We start from the raw sequence: 20,046 nt of genomic DNA, 5'->3' as shown, positions 1-20,046 counted from the left end.
TTCTGTTTTATGATGTGCAAAATTAATTTATTAAAATCTATTGCAAAACCTTTTATGACATATTATTTATTTTCTCGATAATTTCTGGTAGTACTTTAATTCCCGCTAATTCTCTATACTTTTTTCGAGCCTCTTCTGCAGGAGAACCAAAATATGTTTTACCTCCATTTAGTGATTTACTTACACCAGATTGCGCTAACACAACCGCCTTCCTTCCAATGGTAATTCCACTAATTACTCCCACTTGCCCCCATAGAGTTACTTCATCTTCTATGATAGTACATCCTGCAATTCCAACATGCGAAGCAATCAAGCACTTTTTACCAATAACAGTATCATGTGCTATTTGTACCTGATTATCAATTTTAGTATCATTACCTATCTTTGTATCTCCAGTTACGCCTTTATCAATAGTACAAGAAGCTCCAATATGTACATTATCTTCTACTACTACTCTACCTGAAGAGAGCAATTGATCAAAACCTTCTGGACGATTTTTATAGTAAAAAGCGTCTGCTCCTAAAACGGTACCAGCATGAATTACAACATTATCGCCTATTACTACATTGTCATAAATAGTAACATTGGGATGAATTAAGCAATTATTACCTATGGTGACATTATTACCTACAAAGACATTGGGTTGAATTACAGTTCTTTTACCAATAGTAGCAGAATCAGCAATCATTACATTGGAAGAAGTGAAAGGTCTAAAATGTTTAGTTAACTTATTAAAATCACGAAAAGGATCTTCAGAAATTAAGAGTGCTTTACCTTCTGGGCATTTAACTTTTTTATTAATAAGTATGATCGTTGCAGCAGATTCTAGTGCCTTATCATAATATTTTGGATGGTCAACAAATACAATATCACCAGGCTCAACTACATGTATTTCGTTCATGCCAGTAACAGGAAAATTATCATCACCAATATACTGTATATCAATAATTTGAGAAATTTCTTTTAAAGTATAAGTTTTAGAAAATTTCATTAAAAATTATTCTTTTATACGTTCTTGATAAGTACCTTTTTCGGTTTCTATTTTTATTTTATCACCCTCGTTAATAAATAACGGAACGTTTACTCGTGCTCCCGTTTCAACAGTAGCAGGTTTTGTTGCATTGGTAGCCGTATTTCCTTTTACACCTGGTTCTGTATGCGTTACCTCTAACACCACACTAACTGGCATATCGACCGATAATGGTATTTCATCTTCGGCTCTTACAATTACTGTCACTATCTCCCCCTCTTTCATTAAATCTGAAGCGTCTAATAGGTCTTTTTGCAACTGAATTTGAGTGTAATCACTATTATTCATAAAATGATACGTGTCGCCATCATTATATAAATACTGATATTTACGAGTTTCAACTCTTACTTCTTCAATTTTATGTCCTGCCGAAAACGTATTGTCAATAACCTTTCCTGTTGTTAAACTCTTTAATTTTGTTCTTACAAAAGCTGGGCCTTTGCCCGGTTTTACATGCTGAAATTCAATTATTTTATACGTGTCATTGTTGTATTTTATGCACAGTCCTTTTCTTATATCTGATGTTGTTGCCATTAAATTAACTTGATTTAAAATATCCTTTCATTATACCTCTTTGAGAGTTTTTGATAAACTCTAATATTTCATCTCGCTCTGTAGTCGCTTCCATTTCTGCTTCAATAATTGCGGCTGCTTGAGAATTGTTATAATTTTTTTGATACAGTATTCTATAAATATTCTGAATTTCTCTTATCTTTTCTGTTTCAAAGCCTCTTCTTCTCAATCCCACCGAATTAATACCTACGTACGATAAAGGTTCGCGTGCTGCTTTCACATAAGGAGGAACATCTTTTCTCACTAAAGAACCTCCGGTAACAAATGCATGACTACCTACAGATGCAAATTGATGCACAGCTACCATACCAGCCAAAACCACATTGTCTCCAACTGTAACATGCCCAGCTAAAGTTGAATTATTTGAAAAAATACAATTATCTCCTACAATACAATCATGAGCAACATGACAATAGGCCATTATTAAGCAGTTGTTACCAATTACCGTTTTCATACGGTCACTAGTACCCCTATTTATGGTCACAAATTCTCTTATCGTAACATTATCTCCTATTTCTACTATAGTATCTTCGTCATCATATTTTAAATCTTGCGGGATTGCAGAAATCACTGCTCCTGGAAATATTCTACAGTTCTTACCAATACGAGCTCCTTCCATAATGGTAACATTTGACCCTATCCAAGTACCAGAACCTATTTTTACATTACTATGAATCGTTGCAAAAGGTTCAATAACTACGTTTCTAGCAATTTTTGCGTCTGGATGTACATATGCTAATGGCTGATTCATCTAACTATCTTTAACTTTTACTATTTGAGCCATAATCTCGGCTTCTGAAACCAATCTACCATTTGCATAGGTATGTGCTTGCATCTGACATATTCCACGACGAATAGGTGATATAAGGTCTAACTTAAAAATTAAGGTGTCGCCAGGTACAACCTGATGCTTATAGCGAACATTATCTATTTTTAGAAGATAAGTTAAGTAATTCTCAGGGTCGGGTACAGTACTCAGCACCAATATGCCTCCCGTTTGTGCCATAGCTTCTATCTGCAAAACACCAGGCATTACAGGTGCTCCTGGAAAATGGCCTACAAAAAATGGTTCGTTCATCGTTACATTCTTAAGACCAATAACATGCTGATCTGAAAGCTCTAAAATTTTATCAACCAATAAAAATGGAGGTCTGTGTGGTAACATTTCCATAATTTGATTGATGTCTTTTACGGGTTTGGCATGTAAATCTACTTCTGGCACATAATTACGTCGTTCTTGCTTAATTATCTTTTGAAGTTTCTTCGCGAATTGCGTATTTACAAAATGCCCTGGTTTGTTGGCGATGACTTTGCCCCTTATTTTTGTGCCTATTAAAGCTAAGTCGCCTATTACATCAAGTAATTTGTGACGAGCAGCTTCATTCGGCCAATGTAAAGTCAAATTATCTAAAATACCATTGGGTTTTACCTTTACATCTTCTTTCTTAAAAGCAATTCTTAGTTTTTCCATTGTTTCATTAGATAATTTTTTATCTACATAAACAATGGCATTATTCAAATCACCTCCTTTAATAAGATTATTGTCAAGTAACATCTCTATTTCATGCAAAAAACTAAAGGTGCGTGCATCTGCAATTTCATTTTTAAAATCAGATACATTGGTTAAGGTTGCATTTTGAGTTCCTAAAACTTTGGTACCGAAATCAACCATCGTAGTAACCTCATATTTGTCTGAAGGCATCAATATGATTTCACTACCCGTATTTTCGTCTTTATAAGATATAATATCTTTAACGACAAATTCATCAACAGGTGCATTTTGTTCCTTGATACCAGCATTTTCTAAAGCTTTAATAAAGAATTTTGACGAACCATCCATAATTGGAGGCTCTGGTGCATCTAATTCAATTATAATATTATCAATATTTAAACCTACAACTGCAGCTAAAACGTGTTCTGAAGTATGAATTTTGACACCATTTTTCTCAATATTTGTACCTCGCTGTGTATCAGTAACATAATCTGCTTTCGCCTCGATTACTGGGTTACCCTCAAGGTCGGTTCTTACAAAAGCATAACCATAATTTTCTGGGGCAGGTTTAAATGTCATTGATACATCTTTACCTGTATGTAATCCTACACCAGATAAGGTAACTTCTTTTTCAATAGTTTTTTGTTTTGTACTCATTGAACTTTAGTTTGTTCATTTATTTTTTTTTCTAATTCTCGAACTTTATCAGAAAGCTTCGGTAAGTTTTTAAAATAAACATATGATTTATTATAATCTGAATACGGTAAAGCTGGGCTCCCTTGTACAGCTTCATTATCTTTTAAATTTCTTCCAATACCAGACTGTGCTTGTATGCGAACATTATCACCTATGGTAATATGTCCTACAATACCTACCTGTCCTCCTATTTGACAATTTTTACCAATTTTAGTTGAGCCAGCGATACCAGTTTGAGCAGCAATAACTGTATTTTCACCAACTTCTACATTATGCGCTATTTGTATTTGATTATCAAGCTTTACGCCTTTTCTAATAATAGTTGAGCCTAATGTGGCTCTATCGATAGTCGTACCAGAGCCTATATCGACTTGGTCTTCAATAATTACATTACCTGTTTGAGGTATTTTATCATAACTGCCATTATCATTCGGCACGAAACCAAATCCGTCACAACCAATAATTACACCCGAATGTATAGTGCACCTTTTGCCAATCTGAGACTCTGAGTAGATTTTTGCCCCAGCAAAAACAACAGTATTGTCACCAATGTTTACATTGTCACCAATATAGACATTTGGGTAAATTTTTACATTGTTACCAACTACAACATTATCACCAATATAGCTAAAAGCACCTAGGTAGATGTTTTCTCCTAAGCTTGAAGATTTGCTTCTATAGTTAGGATTTTCTATACCTGTTTTATTGTTCTTTACTTCGTTATAAAAAGCTAAAAGCTTAGAAAAAGCTTTATACGAATCATCTACTTTTATCAGAGTGGTCGTAATATCTTTTTCAGGAATAAATGACTTGTTAACAATTGTCACCGAAGCGTTGGTTGTATATAAAAAAGGAGTGTATTTCGGATTTGATAAAAAAGTAAGAGAGCCTTTTTCACCTTCTTCTATTTTAGAGAGCTTAGAGACTTCTTCATTTTCGTTACCCACTACGTCACCATCTAAAATGTCAGAGATTTGTTTTGCTGTAAATTTCATTCTCACAAAAGTATAAAAAATAAGGTAAAATTTACTTGCTTTTACTTAGGATAATAAATGTAATATTTATGAACTGGGTTTGTCAATGCATCTATGTTTAAATGATCTGATGCCATTGCTAAATCTATTATAGTGTTTTTCTTGTACTTAATGTTTATTGGATACTTTTCTTTGCTGTATGCCTGATTCATAATAATACCAGAGTCTGTAAAGTAATCGATGTCTTTATTTTGAGTAATATTTAATTTTAATTTAACCTTTTCTCTCTTATTCTGTATAAATGCGTTAGAAAATTTTTCTGACTGTATAATTACTTTAGGTAAATTTCTATTAATTATTGATTTACAAAGATTTGATAAGATATAATCTTTATGGTTTACCCAATCTTTTATAGCGCTAATAATATCATAATCGTCTAGTTTAGAAAAAGTATGTAGCGTTTCATTATTGAAATTTTGACTATTAATTTCTTTAGTCAAAAAATAATTTAGATTACTACTCAAAGAAATTTTTGGATCGTTTACACTTAATTCTTTTGCTCGCTTTAAAATATTAACGAGAATATTTTCTGCTGCTAAACTTGTTTTATGCAAATAGACCATCCAATACATAAGTCTTCGAGCAACTATAAATTTTTCTACCGAATAGATACCCTTTTTGTCTATTACCAAGTTATCATCAACAACGTCGAGCATGGTAATAAGTCGTTCTGAATTAATGTTACCTTCTGTCACACCACTATAAAAACTATCTCGCTTTAGGTAATCTAATCTATCTATATCGAGTTGACTTGTAATTAATTGATTAAAAAAAGATCGTTCATATTCACCTTTAAACATTGCTATTGCTAACGAAAGTTGCCCATCAAACTCATCATTTAGAGCTTCCATAAATTTCAATGAAATGGCTTCATGGTGAATCTCAGAAACAATACTGTGTTCTAAGGTGTGTGAAAAGGGACCATGACCAATATCATGTAATAGAATTGCTATTTGTAAAGCTTCACTTTCTTTTTTAGTGATTTTTATTTTCTTAAATTTCAATACTTCAATTGCCTTTTGCATTAAATACATACAGCCAAGGGCATGTTCAAAGCGGGTGTGATTGACGCCAGGATATACTAAATATGATAATCCCATTTGGGTAATTCGTCTTAAACGCTGGAAATAAGCATGTTCAATAATGTTAAAAAGTAATCTATTGTGGATAGGAATAAATCCGTAAATTGGATCGTTAAAAATTTTGAGCTTTTTCAAAAATGTGTATTATTGTTTACACAAAAATAACCTAATAATTTAATATTATTCAAGCACATGCCTACAACAAAAATTCTATGGGTTGATGATGAAATTGAGTTACTCAAACCACATTTACTTTTTTTAGAAAAAAAGAATTATAATGTATCAACTTGTAATAATGGAGCTGAAGCTGTCGAAACTATTGATGACGAAAATTTCGACATCGTTTTTTTAGATGAAAATATGCCTGGTTTATCGGGTATTGAAACCTTAAGTCAGATAAAAACAAAATCACCAAATATGCCTGTAGTGATGATTACTAAAAGCGAGGAAGAGTATATTATGGAGGAAGCTATCGGGGCTAAGATTGCTGACTATTTAATAAAACCTGTTAATCCCAACCAAATATTATTAACACTTAAGAAAACACTTGACAATACACGTTTGGTATCTGAAAAAACGACTTCAAATTATCAGCAAGAGTTTAGAAAGATTGCTATGGATATGGCTATGGTGAATACGTTTGATGAGTGGGCAGATCTCTATAAAAAATTAGTGCATTGGGAAATAGAGTTAGAATCTATCGATGACCCTGGTATGATTGAGATTCTTGAGAGCCAGAAAGATGAGGCAAATTCTCAGTTCTTTAAATTCATCGAGAAAAATTATGAAAGTTGGTTTCAGCAGGGTGAAGAAAAACCTATTTTATCTCAAGATTTATTTAAAGAAATTATTGTCCCACAACTATCTAAAGCGCAAGGTACCTTATTGGTGGTTATCGATAATTTGCGTTATGACCAATTAAGAGTGCTAGAACCTATTATAAATAATTATTATAAAAAGGAAAAAGAAACAAGTTTTTATAGTATTCTACCTACTGCTACTCAATATGCTCGAAATGCTATATTTTCGGGTCTTACACCATTAGAAATGGAGCAAAAACATAGAGAATACTGGAGAAACGACACTGATGAAGGAGGTAAAAATTTATTTGAAAATGAGTTTTTAACTGAGCAAATTAAGAGACTGCATTTAGATATAAAACATGAGTTTTATAAAATAACGAATATGCCTAACGGTAAAGAGTTAGCTGCTAATTTTTCTGGCACAAAAGACAATGACTTAACCGTGGTTGTTTACAATTTTGTAGATATGCTTTCGCATTCGCGTACAGAAATGGAGATGATTAAAGAGTTGGCTAGTGATGATAAAGCATATAGATCTTTAACACTTAGTTGGTTTAAGAATTCTCCACTATTAGAAATAATTCAAAAAGCACAACGACTTGGTTTAAAACTAATCATTACAACAGATCATGGTACTATAAATACAAAGAAACCATCAAGAGTTGTTGGTGATAAAAATATAAGTTCAAACTTACGATATAAAACAGGTAGAAGTTTGACGTACGAAGATAAAGAAGTGTATGCTGTTAAAAACCCTAAAGATATCATGTTACCTTCTATTAACATGAGTAGTTCTTTTGTATTTGCGAAAGAAGATTATTTTTTTGCGTATCCTAATAATTACAATCATTTTGTAAAGTATTATAAGAATACATATCAACATGGTGGCATTTCGTTAGAAGAAATGATTATTCCTTGTATTGTTCTACAGCCCAAATAGTATTTTATATTAACAATTTGTCAATAATTGTTAGGTATTTTTTAGGAATTAGTAGTAATTATTTATAATAATTTAATCAACTTTGTGCTTTAATTTTTAAGCATTTTATTTGTGAAAAAACATAATTTTAGCGCAGGTCCATGTATCTTACCACAAGAGGTTTTAAAAAAGGCTTCACAAGCTGTTTTAAATTTTAACGATGATAATCTATCCTTAATTGAAATTTCACACAGAAGCAAAGCTTTTGTAGATGTAATGGAAAATGCCAGAGCATTAGTTCTTGAACTACTTGACTTAAAAGATAAAGGATATTCAGTACTCTTTTTACAAGGTGGCGCCAGTTTAGAATTTTTAATGGTGCCTTACAATTTACTAAGTAAAAACGGAAAAGCAGCTTATTTAGATACAGGAACATGGAGTTCTAAATCAATAAAAGAAGCTAAAATGCTTGGCACTATAGAAATAGTGGCTTCTTCGAAAGATAAAAACTATAATTACATTCCAAAAGAATATTCTATTTCTTCAAACATCGATTATTTTCACTGTACGAGTAATAATACCATTTTTGGTACTCAAATGGGTTCTTTCCCAAAAGTTGACGCTCCTATTGTTTGCGATATGAGTTCTGATATTTTTTCTCGCGTATTAGATTTTTCACAGTTTGACCTTATTTATGCAGGAGCCCAAAAAAATATGGGACCTGCTGGTACAACTTTAGTCATTGTTAAAGACGAAATTTTAGGAAAAACAGGAAGGAATATTCCATCAATGCTCGATTATCAAGTTCATATCGGTAAAGATAGTATGTTTAATACACCTTCAGTATTTGCAGTGTACACTTCAATGTTAACCTTAGAATGGTTAAAGAACCTTGGCGGAATACCAGCTATTGAAAAAGAGAATAATAAAAAAGCTGAATTACTTTATAATGAAATCGATTCTAATGAATTTTTTATTGGGATTGCTGAGAAAAGCTCTAGATCAAAAATGAATGCAACATTTAATTTAACAGACGAATCTTTAAAAGAAAGTTTTGATCAAGCTTGTAAGCTTGCAGGAATTAATGGATTAAATGGTCATCGATCTGTTGGAGGCTATAGAGCAAGTATGTATAATGCATTACCACTAGAAAGTGTGGAAGTGTTAGTTAATGTAATGCAAAATTTTAATAAATAAAATAGAATGAAAGTATTAGCAAATGATGGTGTAGCAACTTCAGGTGTTGAAGCATTAGAAGCAGCAGGTTTTGAAGTGATAACCACTAAAGTAGCTCAAGAACAGTTGATTAACTATATTAACGAAAATAACATCACTGTGTTATTAGTAAGAAGTGCAACTAAAGTGCGTAAAGACATTATTGATGCTTGTGCGTCTATAAAAATAATTGGTCGTGGTGGTGTTGGTATGGACAATATTGATGTTGACTATGCACGTAGTAAAGGCATCCACGTCATAAATACTCCAGCTGCATCGTCTCATTCTGTTGCTGAATTGGTGTTTGCGCATCTATTTGGTATGGTACGTTTTTTACATAATTCGAATAGAGAAATGCCTTTAGAAGGAGATTCTAAATTTAAAGACCTAAAAAAAGCATATGCTAAAGGTGTTGAATTAAAAGGAAAGACTTTAGGAATTCTGGGTTTTGGTAGAATAGGTCAAGCTACGGCTAAGATCGCTTTAGGAATTGGTATGAATGTAAAAGCATATGATCCATTTATTGAAAATGCAACTCTAAAGTTAGAATTTTATAATGGGCAATCTGTAAATTTTGATATAGAAACTATTTCGAAAGAAGAATTATTACAACAATCTGATTTTATCTCATTACATGTTCCTGCACAAAAAGAATATGTTATTTCTAAGCAAGAATTTGATATGATGAAAGATGGTGCTGGCATAGTAAATGCAGCACGTGGTGGTGTTATCGATGAGGTTGCCTTGGTAAATGCTATTGATTCAGGTAAAATATCGTATGCGGCATTAGATGTGTTTGAAAAAGAACCAACACCAGAAATTCAGTTGTTAATGAATCCTAATTTGTCATTAACACCGCATATTGGCGCTGCTACCAATGAAGCTCAAGACAGAATAGGTACTGAATTAGCAGAGCAAATCATAGCTATATTAAAATAAAATGGCTATTGTTAAGCCTTTTAAAGCAGTTAGAGCCACAAGAGATAAGGTGGCTCTTGTGTCTTCTAAATCTTATGAAGCTTATACACCAGCAGAATTAGGAGCTAAATTAGATTTTAATCCCTACACGTTTTTACATATAATAAATCCTGGGTATAAATACCATCAACAAGTATCAGGAGAAGAACGATTTAAATTAGTACATAATAGGTTTATTGAATTTAAAGAGAATAAGATTTTAAAAAAAGACGATAAACCAGCTTTTTATATTTATAAGAAAATAGTTGATGAAGCTGTTTTCTGTGGAATTATAGCTGCAACAAGTGTAAACGACTATACTAATAATATTATAAAAAAACACGAAGGCACTATAAAAAATAGAGAGCTATTATTTCAAAATTATCTAAAAACTGTAGGCTTTAATGCCGAACCTGTACTACTCACCTATCCCGACAATACTACTATTGAAACCATTATAGAGAAATACAAGGCAAAGCGACCAGAATACGAATTCACTACTACAGATAAACAATCACATTTTTTATGGGTTGTATCTGATGTTGTTGATATAGAATCTATTTGTAACGCTTTCGCGGAAATAAATTCGTTATACATAGCTGATGGCCACCATCGTTCTTCATCTTCTTGTCTTTTAGCGAGCCAATTACAATCTGAAAATAAAAACCATACTGGTGAGGAACCGTATAATTATTTTATGAGTTATCTAATTCCAGAAAGCCATTTAAAGATTTCAGAATTCAATAGATTGATTAAAGATTTAAATGGTTTATCAAAAGAAGAGTTGTTAATCAAATTAGATGCTATGTATCGTATCGATAATAAAGGACAACAATTTTACAAGCCATCTAAAAAACATCATTTTAGCATGTATTTAGATGGTGAATATTATTCATTATACTTACGGAAATCAATATTTAACTTTAAAAATGCTTTAAGTGATCTTGATGCTGATGTATTATATAGAACCATTCTAAAACCTATTCTAGGTATTGAAAACTTACACAACAGTTCGAGAATTGACTATGCACATTCAAAGAACGATATATTTAGTTTGAAGAACAAAGTAGATTCAGGTAAATTTGCTGTTGCTTTTGGTATGGTTCCTGCCACCGTAGAACAAATGAAAGCGATAGCAGATGCAAATTTAAAGATGCCGCCAAAAAGCACCTATATTGAACCCAAACTAAGAAGTGGTTTGACGATGTATGAATTTTAATTTCAAATAGTGAATAGTTAGCAAAATGATTGCCAATAATTTAAAGCGTATAAAAGCTGATTTACCAAAACAGGTAACGCTCGTTGCAGTATCAAAAACGAAACCTGTGGAAACTATTCAAGAAGCTTACAATGCTGGTCAACGAATTTTTGGAGAGAATAAAATTCAAGAAATGGTAACGAAGTACGATCAACTTCCTAAAGATATTGAATGGCATATGATTGGGCATTTGCAAAGTAACAAGGTGAAATATATGGCACATTTTGTTAGTTTGATTCATGGAATAGATAAATTTACCACACTTAAAGAAATTAACAAACAGGCCAAAAAGCATGATCGTGTTATTAATTGTTTGTTGCAAGCTAAAATAGCACAAGAAGAAACAAAATTCGGACTTTCCTTTTCTGAAATCGAAACTATCTTGCATTCAAAAGAATTAGAAGATTTAGAAAATATAAAGATAGTTGGTTTCATGGGCATGGCGAGTTTTACCAAAAATGAGGAGCAAATTAATAAAGAATTTTCTCGTTTAAATACCTTCTTTAAAAAGCTTACTATTCAAAATTCAGAACTCAAAACATTGTCTATTGGTATGAGTGGTGATTATAAAATTGCTATTGAAAACGGAAGTACTATGATTCGTGTCGGAAGTGCTATATTTGGTGCTCGAAATTACTAAATTCATTCATGCCAGCGAGATCAAAAAGACAAGAACAAGCTAAAATACTTCGCATTTTCAGAAAAATTCATAGAACTACAGGAGTTTTATTATTTGTTTTCTTTTTTATCGTTGCAATAACAGGGTTTCTATTAGGATGGAAAAAAAATAGCAATGAACTATTATTGCCAAAAACATATACTGGTACTTCAACAGAATTAAAGGATTTCTTACCCATTGATAGTTTGTATAGTATTGCAAACAGGACTATTCTAAACAAAATTGACCCTAGTATATCTCTTGAATTAGGTAGAATAGACATTCGTAAACAGCGTGGAACCGTTAAGTTTATTTATAAAAAGGGACGTTATGGAGTACAATTAGATGGTGCAACTGGTAAAGTTCTAAATGTTGGCAAACGTTACTCTGATGTTATAGAAAATATTCATGACGGTTCGATTATAGATAACTATCTAGAGACCGATGGATATTTTAAACTATTTTACACTTCTATAATGAGTATCGCACTTTTCATATTTACGATAACTGGCTTTTGGCTTTGGTACGGACCAAAAAAAATGCGGAGCTATCGATAGTTGGCAAAAACTAATACGAAGTATCATGTGTATTTAATAGTTCAATCATAGCTTTTTAATTAGGTATATTTTAGTGTACCCGTTTTACCTTGTTACATAGCCATAATTACTATTTATGCAACTTAAGCCGAGTTGATAATGGTACAATTAGTCCACAGTTAGCAATAAAGTAAAAAAACAAGAGTTTTTAATTATATTACAGCAAAAATCAAAAAATCTATTTTTCTTAATATACCAAGCACTTACAAACGATCTTAATGAATAAGCTATTATTTTATATTTCTATTTATGTTAAAAATATTCCTATGTATTAAATGATACCATTTTTAACCTGAAGCTATCTATGTATTAAAAAGTAAATGTTTGTGTTGATGTCTAGCATATGATTAAATCTAAATTTTACAGTTCTAGAGATATAAAAACCATATTATGTTTAATAATGTTTATGGTTTTTACTCATCTTTTGTATGGCATTCGGCAAGAAAAGTCGGATTCTATATATACTGATTTTAAAGAAATTATTTTTAAAAAAAATACAGAAATAAAACTTGAAAAAGGATGGATGTTTTATTGGAAAGATCTTATCAAACCTTCTAATTTTAGGTCAGATCAAAAGTATTTGGATGTTTCCATAAATAGCTGGACCGAGTATGAAATATCTAATGGAGAAAATTTTCCTTCATTCGGTTATGCCACGTATAGAATGTTATTTTCGCTTCCAAAAACGCAACAAAATCTATCCCTATATATTCCACCTATTTATTCTGCCGCTAAAATTTGGGTTAATAAAAAATTGATACACGAGATTGGAACGGTTAGCAAGTCTCAAAAAAAAGCATTTCATAGAAGGTTTGCTAAAATAATTCCGCTAGATACAAACGAAACTGATTTTGAGATTGTTATTCACGTTTCTAATTATTATCATAATAAAGGAGGTTTGGTAGAACCTCCAATAATTGCTACAACTGAATATCTTCTCAATAAAAGTAAAAATCAAACTATATCAGATATGATTTTTATTGGTAGTTTGAGTTTTATTGGTAGCCTTTTTTTATTGTTCTTTTTATTCTATTGGAACAAAGATATCGCAGTGCTATATTTTGCCATTTTCTGTTTAAGCTGGTCATATAGAGCGTTAAGTGATACCTATGCACCATTTGCCATTATTCTTCCTAATATTAGCTGGACGTTATTAGTTAGAATTGAATACATAACATTGTTTTTAGGAGCTGCTTCTGGGTGCCTTTTCTTTAGTAAAATATTCTCAGATTACACGCATAAAACATTCATTAAAATAATAGAATTTAGTTTTCTGGTATCATTAATTGCTGTGCTGTTTTTACCTTCTAAAATCTTTACAAAAATGCTCATCCCATTTGTTTATTTTATGACAATATGTTTACTATACATGATTTTTGTGATTATTAGAACCTCCATTATAAGTAAACATAAATCAATTTTAGCTCTATTCACGATCATATTGGGTCTAATCGTTTTTTGTATTCATGTGTTTGTATTTTTTGATAACGATCAAGGGCTGATGTATGTAAACTTGGGGTATGTATTTGTTTTCTTGCTATTATCTATGCTCTTAATGATGCGGTTTTCAAGTTCATTTCATGATCTTGAAGAAGCGAGAAGCTTAGAGATTAAACAACGTAAAGAAATCTCTTTACAATCTGAAGAGCTATTAAAAATGAACTCAAAACTAAAAGAAAATTTAGAGCATTTAGAAAACAGTAATTCAGAATTAGACAATTTCAACCATATTATTGCACACGATCTAAAGTCGCCTTTAGTATCGATGAATGCTTTAATTTCATTTATACAAGATGATCTAAATGAGACCGTTAATAAAGAAACACAAAATCATCTTAGTTTATTAAAAGAAAGAGGTCTAAAAATGGGAGCTATGATAGATGGTCTTTTAGATTATTCTCAAATAGTAAAAGGAAATAAAACAAAAGAAATCTTTAATTTAAATGATTTATTAAACGATATAATTGTGTTAATAGATACAAAAAAAGAGTGCATATTTAAACTACCAAAAGGTAAAAATGAAATTTATGCTAATAAAATAGAATTAGAGCATGTTTTTCATAACTTAATACAGAATTCAATAAAACATAACGATAAAGAAAAAATAATTTTAAATATATCATTTTCAAAATCAAAAGACTACTATTACTTTACTGTAGAAGACAATGGTTCTGGGATCAATCCTTTATATCATGAGAAAATCTTTAAATTATTTACAAAAATAAATACTAACGAAGAAGTAAAAAGCACGGGTATTGGATTATCTATAGTAAAGAAAATTGTATCTGAGAACCACGGTAGTATAGCAGTTGAATCTAAGGAAGGTCTAGGAACAAAAATAAAATTCACTATAAAAGTTGATAGCGATATTGTAAATTAGTGCATCATTTTAAAAAGTAACTCCTTTAATATATCTGCAGAATTTAAGTTATACGCTCCCACTCCTTTACTCTTCATATCTGCATCACGCAATAAAGAAATTATTTGAGAAACCTTTCGCATGGGATAATTACGAGCTGCATTCTGATAATCGTTCACAAAATATGGGTTAATGCGTAGCGCTTTTGAAACCGATCCTTTCGATTTATCTTTTAATCCATGATACATAAACAATTGTGTAAAAAAACTATTGAGTAGTGAAATAGTCATTACTAACGGATTACTTTTAGGGTTTTGGGCAAAATAAGTAATAATCTGATTTGCTTTTACGATTTGTCGCTCTCCTACTGCTTTACGCAATTCAAAATTATTATAGTCTTTGCTAATACCGATATTGTCTTCTATATGTTTGGGAGTGATTAATCTCTCATCATCCAAAACGATGATGAGCTTTTCTAATTCATTATTGATCTTGGCAAGATCTGTACCTAAATATTCAACCAACATAAGTGCTGCTTTAGGTTCTATTTGATATTTCTTACCACTTAAAATTCTACGTATCCAATCTCCTACTTGATTTTCATATAATTTTTTACTTTCAAATAAAACCCCATTTTTTGCAATAACTTTCGTAAGTTTTTTTCGTTTGTCTAAAGTTTTATACTTATAACAAAGTACTAAAACAGTCGCAGGCTGAGGGTTTTCTGCATATACTACTAAATTTTCTATAGTTCTAGATAGCTCTTGCGCCTCTTTTACAAGTATTACTTGACGTTCTGCCATCATAGGAAAACGTTTTGCCTGCGATACTATAGCATCAATACTAACATCGCGCCCGTATAACGTCACCTGATTAAATTCTTTCTCTTCCTCACTAAGGATATTATTTTCAATATAATCAGCAATTTTGTCGATATAATAAGGTTCTTCTCCCATTAAAAAATAAATGGGCGCTATATTTCCCTGTTGAATTTCAGAAACTATTTGGTTGATTTTGTCCACAACTAAGAAAAAAATATCATTTTTGCAGCATGCAAGCACTCAATTTTCCTGCATACAAATTCAAGCTCAAAAGTAGCGAAAATAAGACGTTAATTTTTGATTTTATTCGAAAAAAGTATGTGGTTTTATCGCCAGAAGAATGGGTACGACAACATGTGTTGCACTTTCTAATTGAAGAAAAAAAATATCCAAAATCTATCATAGCTGTAGAGAAACAATTAGTAGTCAATGGGTTAAGAAAAAGATTTGACATACTTATTTTTAATAAAAAAGGATTCCCAGAAATCATTATTGAGTGTAAATCACCAAAAGTAAAAATAACACAAGAAACTTTCGATCAAATTGCTCAATACAATCTTAATTTAAAGGCACAATTCTTAATGGTAACCAATGGTTTAGATCATTATTTTTGTACGTTAGACCATACAAACAAGTGTTATAATTTTTTAAAGAAATTACCTAGTTATCATACATGAAAATAGCCATTGTTATATTAAATTGGAATGGTAAGAAATTATTAGAACAATTTTTACCTAATATTATCGAACATAGTATCGATTTAGCAGATGTATATGTAGCAGATAATAATTCTGATGATGATTCGGTTGAATTTGTAAAGAAACATTTTCCTGAAGTAACGATTATTCAAAATACAGAAAATGGTGGCTATGCCAAGGGGTATAATGATGCTTTACAGCATATTGAAGCTGATATATATGCACTGGTAAATTCAGATATTGATGTAACTCAAAATTGGTTAAAACCAATTATAGAACAATTAGAGCAAGAGCGAACTATTGCAGCCATACAACCAAAAATTTTAGATTTTAAAGACAAATCTAAATTCGAATACGCTGGTGCAGCAGGTGGTTTTATAGATTCATATGGTTATTTGTATTGCCGCGGACGAATTTTTGATACTATTGAGACTGATAAAGGTCAGTACAATGATGTTAAAGATATTTTTTGGGCTTCGGGAGCTTGCTTTTTTATCCGTTCTGAAATATTTCATATGCTAAACGGATTTGATGAAGATTTCTTTGCACATCAAGAAGAAGTAGATCTTTGTTGGCGTATTCAAAACTTGGGTCAGCGAATACTGTATGTTGGTGATGCAACGGTATATCATGTAGGAGGCGCCACGTTAAGTAGTATTAATCCTAAAAAAACATACCTTAATTTTAGGAATAGTTTATATATGTTAGTAAAAAACTTACCTAAGCAAAAGTTAATTAGCACTATTTTTATACGATTATTATTCGATGGTTTAGCTGCATTTAAATTTCTATTGAATTTACAACCAATACATACTTTTGCTATTCTGCGAGCACATTTTGCTTTTTATCATAACTTGTCAAAATATCTTAAAAAAAGAAAAGAGCAATCAAATAGACTCGAGAATTTTTATTATGCTAAAAGTATAGTTTCGAGTTACTTTTTAAAGGGAAAAAAATACTATCAAGACTAGTTAGTTACTTCAATTTTTCATATTTTTGAGCTTCAATTAAAAACACATCAAATGAAAAAATGTTTACTCAGTAGTTTTCTATTAATTGCTGCTTTTTGTTTGTCATTTACTATTAACGCACAAATAAAACAAACCGCCTCTGTTGAAGGTATTACAGAATACGTACTTCCTAACGGATTGAAAGTTTTATTATTTCCAGATAATTCTTCTCAAACTATTACCGTTAATATTACTTACAAGGTAGGTTCTAGACATGAAGGCTATGGTGAAAAAGGAATGGCACATTTACTAGAACACTTAGTATTTAAAGGCACTCCTAATCATCCTAACATACCTGAAGAGCTTACAAACCACGGTTCGAGACCCAATGGTACGACTTGGTATGATCGCACAAATTATTATGAAACTTTTAATGCTACTGACGAGAATTTAGAATGGGCATTAGATTTAGAAGCAGATAGAATGTTAAATTCTTATATAGCTAAAAAAGATCTCGATTCTGAGTTTACAGTGGTTAGAAATGAATTTGAGTCTGGTGAAAATAATCCAACAAGTGTATTGATGCAAAACGTTATTAGCACAGCATTCTTATGGCATAATTACGGGCAATCAACAATAGGTAATCGCTCTGATATAGAACGAGTTCCGATAGATAACTTAAAGGCTTTTTATAAAAAATATTATCGACCAGACAACGCGGTTTTAATGGTTACGGGTAAATTTGATATACCTAAAACTTTAAAACTTATAGAAGATAAATTCGGTAAACTTAAGAATCCTAATACTCCAATTCGTGATTCACATACAGAAGAGCCTGCACAAGATGGTGAAAAATGGGTGAACTTAAGTAGAACTGGTGATTTGCAAGTAGTATCGTCTTTATATCATACACCTGCTGGTTCTCATCCCGATTATTCGGCACTAGCAATTGTAGAAGAAGTTTTAACAAATGCTCCTTCAGGTAGATTATACAAAGCTTTAATTGAAAGTAAAAAAGCTTCTTCTCTATGGTCATTTAGTCCTTTTACGAAAGAGCCTGGTTTTTTATATATTAATGTAGATGTGCCTTCTGATAAATCACTAGAAGAAGCGCAGAAAACATTAAGAAAAGTTTTAGATGATGTAAAAACGAATCCCATTACAAAAGAAGAGTTAGACAGAGCTAAAGCAAATATTACTAAACAGATAGATCAGATGAGTAGAAATTCTGGTTTTCTTGCTACCTATATGAGTGAATTTATTGGTGCTGGAGATTGGCGTTTAGCTTACATTCACAGAGATCGTATTGAAGCAGCAACGCTTGATCAAGTTAATGCTGCTGCCAAGAAATACTTGATTCCTACAAACAGAACAGTAGGACAATTTATCCCTACAAAAAACCCAGAAAGAGTTGCCATAGAGCATACAAAAGGAGTAGCAGACTTAGTAAAGGCATATAAAGGCAAAAAGGATTTAGGTACTGGTGAAGTTTTTGATGTTACTTATGATAATATTGAGCAGCGATTAGAAAAGGGAAAACTCAATAACGGAATTAAGTATGGATTCATCAGGAAAGATAATAGAGGGAAAACCGTAAATATCAATTTTGCATTGCGTAACGGTAATGTTAAAGACCTGATGAATATAGGTGTTACTCCTGGTTTTGTAGCTAGTATGTTAAATAAAGGTACAACTTCAAAAACCAGACAACAAATTCAAGATGAATTGAGCAAACTTAAGTCATCTATTTCTTTTAGCGGAAGTAATGGGAAAGTCTTTGCCAGAGTTAGTTCTACTGAAGAGAATCTTATGCCTACGTTAGAATTGATGGTTGATATGCTTAAAAATCCTGTTTTTAATGCCGAAGAACTAGAAAAATTAAAAACGCAAAGATTGGCTGGGATCGAACAGCAAAAATCTGAACCTACATTTATTGCCTCTAGACGTATAGGTGAATTGAATCAAAAATATAAAAAGGGGCATCCGTTATACTCTATGACTACAGACGAACGTATTGCAGACATTAAAGCATTAACGGTAGAAAAATTAAAAGAGTACTATAAGAAATTCTATGGTATCTCAAACAATGCTTCGATTGTAGCCATAGGTAATTTCGACAGTGAAAAGTTAAAAGACTTTTTTGAAAAATCTTTTACAGGATATATTTCTAAATTACCATTCACACAAATTAGCAATCCGCACAGCGCTAATAAAGTAGCGAATGAGAAAATTAATACACCAGATAAAAAGAATGCGTTTACCGTTGGTATTTTAAGCTTTAAATTAAGTCAATCTGATGAGGATTATGCTGCTATGCAAATAGCTGGCTCAATTTTTGGTGGTGGATTTTTAAATTCTAGAGTTGCCACTCGCTTACGTCAAAAAGATGGAGTAAGTTATGGTGCAGGTGCCAATGTTGGTGTTGATAGTGATAAAAAAGATTCAAATTCAACAATTTCAATTTATGCAATTTACAATCCTGATAATTATGATAAAGTTGAGTTAGGATTTAAAGAAGAAATTGCACGTTTTATTAAAGACGGAATTACGCAAGAAGAATTAGATAATGCAGTTAAAGGATGGGTACAAGCGCAAAGCGTGTCTAGGGCCAAAGACAATGAATTATCTTCTTTGATTAATAACAATATATTTTATGATAGAGATATGAGTTTCCATAAGAATATTGAAGCTCAAGTTACTTCATTAACTGTTGATAAAGTAAATAAAGCAATTAAAAAGTACTTCAAACCATTTGATCAATGGACGGTAGTTAATGCAGGAGAGTATGATAAAAAGTAATCATTCTTCTTAAATTTTAGTAAAACCCGAGAAAAATTTCTCGGGTTTTTATTTTAATGTATTTACTAACTTTACCCTCACATAATGGCTTACAATGAAGGATTAG

General features: G+C 31.5%; 17 protein-coding genes. 10 read left to right on the top strand and 7 right to left on the bottom strand.

The genetic code is table 11. From position 1 onward, the window contains the following. Nucleotides 1-52: 52 nt before the first annotated feature. The 6 genes from AC1EUY_RS06430 to AC1EUY_RS06405 are packed head-to-tail and all read right to left on the bottom strand — an operon-like array spanning nt 53 to nt 6,042. The gene (locus AC1EUY_RS06430) at nt 53-991 is read right to left on the bottom strand and encodes a UDP-3-O-(3-hydroxymyristoyl)glucosamine N-acyltransferase (protein WP_480194688.1); all 939 of its coding nucleotides are present in this window, start codon (nt 989-991) and stop codon (nt 53-55) included. A 6-nt stretch (nt 992-997) separates the two neighbouring features. Next, the gene (gene efp, locus AC1EUY_RS06425) at nt 998-1,564 is read right to left on the bottom strand and encodes an elongation factor P (RefSeq protein ID WP_480194687.1); all 567 of its coding nucleotides are present in this window, start codon (nt 1,562-1,564) and stop codon (nt 998-1,000) included. 4 nt (nt 1,565-1,568) lie between these two features. Further along, the gene (lpxA, locus tag AC1EUY_RS06420; RefSeq protein WP_480194686.1) at nt 1,569-2,354 is read right to left on the bottom strand and encodes an acyl-ACP--UDP-N-acetylglucosamine O-acyltransferase; all 786 of its coding nucleotides are present in this window, start codon (nt 2,352-2,354) and stop codon (nt 1,569-1,571) included. Next, nucleotides 2,355-3,752, bottom strand: coding sequence for a bifunctional UDP-3-O-[3-hydroxymyristoyl] N-acetylglucosamine deacetylase/3-hydroxyacyl-ACP dehydratase (locus AC1EUY_RS06415; RefSeq protein WP_480194685.1), 1,398 nt, complete (start codon nt 3,750-3,752; stop codon nt 2,355-2,357). Next, nucleotides 3,749-4,786: a UDP-3-O-(3-hydroxymyristoyl)glucosamine N-acyltransferase gene (gene lpxD, locus AC1EUY_RS06410; RefSeq protein WP_480194684.1), complete on the bottom strand. Its 1,038-nt coding sequence runs from the start codon at nt 4,784-4,786 to the stop codon at nt 3,749-3,751. Before lpxD ends, AC1EUY_RS06415 begins: the two co-directional genes overlap by 4 nt. Nucleotides 4,787-4,827: 41 nt before the next feature. Continuing rightward, nucleotides 4,828-6,042: an HD domain-containing protein gene (locus AC1EUY_RS06405; protein ID WP_480194683.1), complete on the bottom strand. Its 1,215-nt coding sequence runs from the start codon at nt 6,040-6,042 to the stop codon at nt 4,828-4,830. Nucleotides 6,043-6,099: 57 nt separating this feature from the next. On the opposite strand from AC1EUY_RS06405, the gene porX reads away from it, so the two are divergent. The 7 genes from porX (at nt 6,100) to AC1EUY_RS06370 (ending at nt 14,693) form a co-directional block, all read left to right on the top strand. Next, complete coding sequence (porX, locus tag AC1EUY_RS06400) at nt 6,100-7,650, top strand: T9SS response regulator signal transducer PorX (protein ID WP_480194682.1); 1,551 nt, start codon at nt 6,100-6,102, stop codon at nt 7,648-7,650. A 111-nt stretch (nt 7,651-7,761) separates the two neighbouring features. After that, complete coding sequence (serC, locus tag AC1EUY_RS06395) at nt 7,762-8,826, top strand: 3-phosphoserine/phosphohydroxythreonine transaminase (RefSeq protein ID WP_480194681.1); 1,065 nt, start codon at nt 7,762-7,764, stop codon at nt 8,824-8,826. 6 nt (nt 8,827-8,832) lie between these two features. Further along, nucleotides 8,833-9,783: a D-2-hydroxyacid dehydrogenase gene (locus AC1EUY_RS06390; protein WP_480194680.1), complete on the top strand. Its 951-nt coding sequence runs from the start codon at nt 8,833-8,835 to the stop codon at nt 9,781-9,783. 1 nt (nt 9,784) lies between these two features. Further along, the gene (locus AC1EUY_RS06385) at nt 9,785-11,020 is read left to right on the top strand and encodes a DUF1015 domain-containing protein (RefSeq protein ID WP_480194679.1); all 1,236 of its coding nucleotides are present in this window, start codon (nt 9,785-9,787) and stop codon (nt 11,018-11,020) included. 25 nt (nt 11,021-11,045) lie between these two features. After that, entirely contained in the window at nt 11,046-11,699 is a 654-nt protein-coding gene (locus AC1EUY_RS06380) for a YggS family pyridoxal phosphate-dependent enzyme (RefSeq protein ID WP_480194678.1), read from the top strand. Nucleotides 11,700-11,707: 8 nt separating this feature from the next. Beyond that, entirely contained in the window at nt 11,708-12,274 is a 567-nt protein-coding gene (locus tag AC1EUY_RS06375) for a PepSY domain-containing protein (protein WP_480194677.1), read from the top strand. Nucleotides 12,275-12,719: 445 nt separating this feature from the next. Beyond that, entirely contained in the window at nt 12,720-14,693 is a 1,974-nt protein-coding gene (locus AC1EUY_RS06370; RefSeq protein WP_480194676.1) for an ATP-binding protein, read from the top strand. Here AC1EUY_RS06370 and holA read toward each other — a convergent pair. Beyond that, nucleotides 14,690-15,694, bottom strand: coding sequence for a DNA polymerase III subunit delta (gene holA, locus AC1EUY_RS06365; RefSeq protein ID WP_480194675.1), 1,005 nt, complete (start codon nt 15,692-15,694; stop codon nt 14,690-14,692). The genes AC1EUY_RS06370 and holA overlap by 4 nt on opposite strands. 29 nt (nt 15,695-15,723) lie before the next feature. Between holA and AC1EUY_RS06360 the strand changes: the two genes are divergently transcribed. Genes AC1EUY_RS06360 through AC1EUY_RS06350 form a run of 3 tightly spaced genes read left to right on the top strand, consistent with a single transcriptional unit; the run spans nt 15,724 to nt 19,940 of the window. Beyond that, complete coding sequence (locus tag AC1EUY_RS06360; protein WP_480194674.1) at nt 15,724-16,170, top strand: type I restriction enzyme HsdR N-terminal domain-containing protein; 447 nt, start codon at nt 15,724-15,726, stop codon at nt 16,168-16,170. After that, nucleotides 16,167-17,162: a glycosyltransferase family 2 protein gene (locus tag AC1EUY_RS06355; RefSeq protein ID WP_480194673.1), complete on the top strand. Its 996-nt coding sequence runs from the start codon at nt 16,167-16,169 to the stop codon at nt 17,160-17,162. The genes AC1EUY_RS06360 and AC1EUY_RS06355 overlap by 4 nt, the downstream gene beginning before the upstream one ends. Before the next feature lie 51 nt (nt 17,163-17,213). Next, nucleotides 17,214-19,940 carry a M16 family metallopeptidase gene (locus tag AC1EUY_RS06350; protein ID WP_480194672.1) on the top strand — a complete coding sequence of 909 codons (2,727 nt, stop codon included), beginning with the start codon at nt 17,214-17,216 and terminating at the stop codon, nt 19,938-19,940. The last annotated feature ends 106 nt before the right edge of the window (nt 19,941-20,046 follow it).

It is taken from the genome of Maritimimonas sp. 2210JD6-3 (assembly GCF_056591795.1).
This window is presented reverse-complemented; position numbering and strand designations above follow the sequence as displayed.